Origin of the sequence: Vibrio sp. V42_P2S4T144, assembly GCF_009904715.1 — a bacterium.
Lineage (GTDB): Bacteria > Pseudomonadota > Gammaproteobacteria > Enterobacterales > Vibrionaceae > Vibrio > Vibrio alginolyticus.
The window spans coordinates 1-3,433 of record NZ_WXWS01000282.1; the positions used below are offsets into that span (position 1 = coordinate 1).

A 3,433-nucleotide genomic window follows, 5' to 3' on the forward strand; every position below is an offset into this window, starting at 1 on the left:
ATACTAGCTATATGTCTTAAGACACAAACCGGATTATTAGATGTGATGCAAAGAATTTTTCATTTATTCCTATATTTAATTGTCATCACCACGTTAAATGGTTGCTTTTTCGCCGAGCGTGAAGTGCAGCGTTGGCCGATAGAACCTCAAGGTGCGACGAGCTTCGCACTTAGCAGAGATGGACGGTTTGCTCTGCTCTATTCTCAACAACGTCATTTGATGTTGTGGGACCTAGAGCAAAATGAACAACTAGCCAACCTGGGTGAACTCGATGCCGATGCCAATGTGGTTTCCCATATCCGCATATCTGACAATGGTCGCTACGCAATTACAGCAAGCCAAATGAACTTCGCAGTTTGGGACCTAGGCTGGACGCAATCCGAAGGCCTTTGGTCTATCTCTGATGCGCTCATTCGCGACGTTGATATCACCAGTAATGGTGAACAAGTTCTGCTTGGGTTATCCAACGGTAAAGCAATTTATGTCAACTTAGTCACCGGGCGTCGCATGGAGTTCCTTGCACATCGTGAAAAAGTCAATTCCGTGGCCATTTCTCCTAATGGGCGCTTCGCCCTAACCGGAGGTAATGACTATAAAGCGTATCTGTGGGACACCGAAACCGGACAAGTACTACGAACCTTCGAACATGAACAACGAATTGTTCGCGTGGCCCTGCAAAGAGATGGAAAATTAGCAATGACATCTGATGGCGGAAACCAAGCGATTGTTTGGGATTTAAAAACTGGACAAGAAGTCACACAGTTGAGCAGTTGGTCACGCCAATTAATTTTCTCTACCGCACGATTTTCTGACGACGGGACTCAACTAGTCACAGGAAGCCCTTCTGGCCGTGTGTCAATATGGGATACTCAAACCGGAAAACGAATGAGTGGATTTGAAGTGGAGCCCAAAAAAGACACTCGCCCTCCCCGTGCGGTCGTGTATGATGCAGCCTTTGATTCAAAACAACGCGTAATTACTGCTACTTCAGCAGGTATTGCCCAAGCTTGGCAGTTAGAGAACGGATCATGACAGAAAAAATCATTCAGCAATTGGAAGCACGCATTAATGACTTAGAATGTCAGCTTGCGTTCCAAGAACAGACTATTGAAGATCTGAACGGCGCTTTATCGCAGCAGCAACTGCAAATTACCAAGATGCTCGATCAGATGAAATATGTGGTAGGTAAAGTAAAAAATATGGACTCGTCGAATTTAGCCGATCCGTCAGAAGAAACCCCACCACCGCATTATTAAAATGCAGGCTCAAATAGCATAAAGCCCAGAACATGTTCTGGGCTTTGTTGTATTAATTACTTAAGAAGGTACTCAAGAGGAAGCTATTCGTCGGCGTAGATTTTAACGCTCAGCTCGCCTTGCGTATTAATGCCTGCTCGGTACATGCCAGAACTGTTCATCGCAAAGTGCATCTCACCTTTAGCATCAATGGCAATCAAACCGCCCTCTCCGCCCATCTGTTTGAGATCACCTTGGATAATGTGTTCACAAGCCGTATGAATATCTTCTTGTAAGTAACGCATACGTGCTGCAACGTCTTCCGCAACACGTTTACGAATAAAGAACTCACCGACACCCGTAGTGGAAACTGCCACAACGCCATTTTCGGCCACCGTACCACAACCAATCAGAGCCGAATCTCCGACTCGGTTGTATTTCTTATTCGTCACGCCACCCGTACTGGTGGCAGCGGCTAAGTTGCCTTGTTGGTCCAATGCCACCGCACCAACCGTACCGTGCTTACGGTCATCTGGGTAACGAGATTCCGACAAAGCAAATAGTCCTTTCTCACGCATAGACAGCAACTGCTCATAACGGCGATCAGTAAAGAAGTAATCTTGCTCGGTATACTCATGGCCTTGCTCAAAAGCAAACTTCTCTGCGCCCTCACCCACCAACAACACATGATTGCTGTTTCGCATCACGTCACGAGCGAGCTCAATAGGGTTTCTGATATGACGAACCCCAGCGACCGCGCCTGCTGCAAGGTTTCGCCCATCCATCACAGAAGCGTCCATTTCAACCATTTCGTTGTTGGTCAGCACTGAGCCTTTACCCGCATTAAAGTTAGGAGAGTCTTCCAATACTTTCACTGCCGCTACGACGGCATCTAAGGCTTCACCGCCCGTGTCTAGAATTTGATGTCCCGCTTTTACCGCAGCTTCTAAATCCGCCAAGATGGATTGTTGCAGCTCATCGCTCATCTGTTCACGCAAGATGGTGCCCGCACCACCATGAATGGCAATCGAGAAAGGTTTCGTCATCGCTTTGTCCAACTGTTATTCCTTGTATGGTTGGCACTACACCTTAGATAAACAAAAAGCGCAAGTTGAAAACTCAACTTGCGCTTTTCAAAGCTTTGCTAGATAAGATTATCTAGTGAAGGAGCTTATGATTAGTGAGAACCACAGCTACCGCCGCCACAGCAGCCGCCTTCTTCTTCGTGATCGTGGTCATGATCGTGACCACCACAACAGCCACCACCTTGATGGATGTGACCGTGTTCGATCTCTTCTGCTGTTGCTTCACGTGTAGACATAACTTCTACTTCGAAAGTTAGTGTTTGACCAGCTAACATATGGTTACCGTCAACAACCACTTCGTTGCCGTCAACTTCTGTTACTTCAACAGGGATTGGACCTTGGTCAGTGTCAGCTAGGAAGCGCATGCCCACTTCGATTTGCTCAACGCCTTGGAACACGTCCGCAGGAACGCGCTGTACTAGCGCATCGTTGTGCTCACCGTAAGCTTCTTCAGGAGCTACCGTTACTGAGAACTTGTCGCCAGCCACTTTACCTTCAAGTTCTTTTTCAAGACCTGTGATTAGGTTGTTGTGACCGTGAAGGTAATCTAGAGGTGCTTCTGCTGTTGATTGATCAACAACGACACCGTCTTCCATCATTACTTTGTATGCAAGGCTTGCAACAACGTTCTTTTCAATTTTCATACTAACTCCAGGGAGATTAATTGACTTAACCTGAATGGGGTTAAGTACTGAGATATCTGGGTGTATTATGGGGATCAATTATCGAAGTTCAATTACTCCGGCTTAAAAATTCCGATCATTTCCTGATCTGAGTGTTTATTTTTCTCTACAGATTGTGGTTTACGCTGCTCTGTAAACTCACACTCGACACACTCAACTAATTCGATGTTATTTTCAATCCACCAGCGCAGGGTATCTTGCTGGCTGCAATTTGGGCAGCTAGCGCCGGCAATAAAACGTTTCTTGATTTTCACGCTATTTCCTTAGCTTGAGTCTTGGCTCAAGTACTACTTCCAATGATTAGGTGACTGATGGTCGCTCTCCATTTCACGACCAAATATTTCTTCTAGCTCTTTGCGAGCCTCTTTCGCTCTTTGAGCTAATTTCTTATCTTCATTGTGTTGAGGCAATAAGTCCTTAAGCATAGCAT

At 46.1% G+C, this 3,433-nt stretch carries 5 protein-coding genes; 2 read left to right on the plus strand and 3 right to left on the minus strand.

All coding sequences use genetic code 11. The features are described 5' to 3' along the window. Positions 1 to 45 precede the first annotated feature (45 nt). On the plus strand, positions 46 to 1,032 hold the full coding sequence (locus CAG68_RS09550) for a WD40 repeat domain-containing protein (protein ID WP_005381457.1): 987 nt from the start codon (positions 46 to 48) through the stop codon (positions 1,030 to 1,032). Beyond that, positions 1,029 to 1,256, plus strand: coding sequence for a SlyX family protein (locus CAG68_RS09555; protein WP_005381455.1), 228 nt, complete (start codon positions 1,029 to 1,031; stop codon positions 1,254 to 1,256). Before CAG68_RS09550 ends, CAG68_RS09555 begins: the two co-directional genes overlap by 4 nt. Positions 1,257 to 1,339: 83 nt before the next feature. Here CAG68_RS09555 and CAG68_RS09560 read toward each other — a convergent pair whose 3' ends face one another. From CAG68_RS09560 to CAG68_RS09570, 3 genes are all read right to left on the minus strand, one after another. Further along, positions 1,340 to 2,281, minus strand: a complete 942-nt coding sequence (locus tag CAG68_RS09560) for an isoaspartyl peptidase/L-asparaginase family protein (protein ID WP_031812779.1) — start codon at positions 2,279 to 2,281, stop codon at positions 1,340 to 1,342. Positions 2,282 to 2,412: 131 nt separating this feature from the next. Continuing rightward, positions 2,413 to 2,964 (minus strand): peptidylprolyl isomerase, encoded by a 552-nt coding sequence (slyD, locus tag CAG68_RS09565; RefSeq protein WP_005381451.1) that lies wholly within the window; start codon positions 2,962 to 2,964, stop codon positions 2,413 to 2,415. Between the two features lie 92 nt (positions 2,965 to 3,056). Then, positions 3,057 to 3,257, minus strand: coding sequence for a YheV family putative zinc ribbon protein (locus tag CAG68_RS09570; RefSeq protein WP_005381449.1), 201 nt, complete (start codon positions 3,255 to 3,257; stop codon positions 3,057 to 3,059). Positions 3,258 to 3,433: the final 176 nt, after the last annotated feature.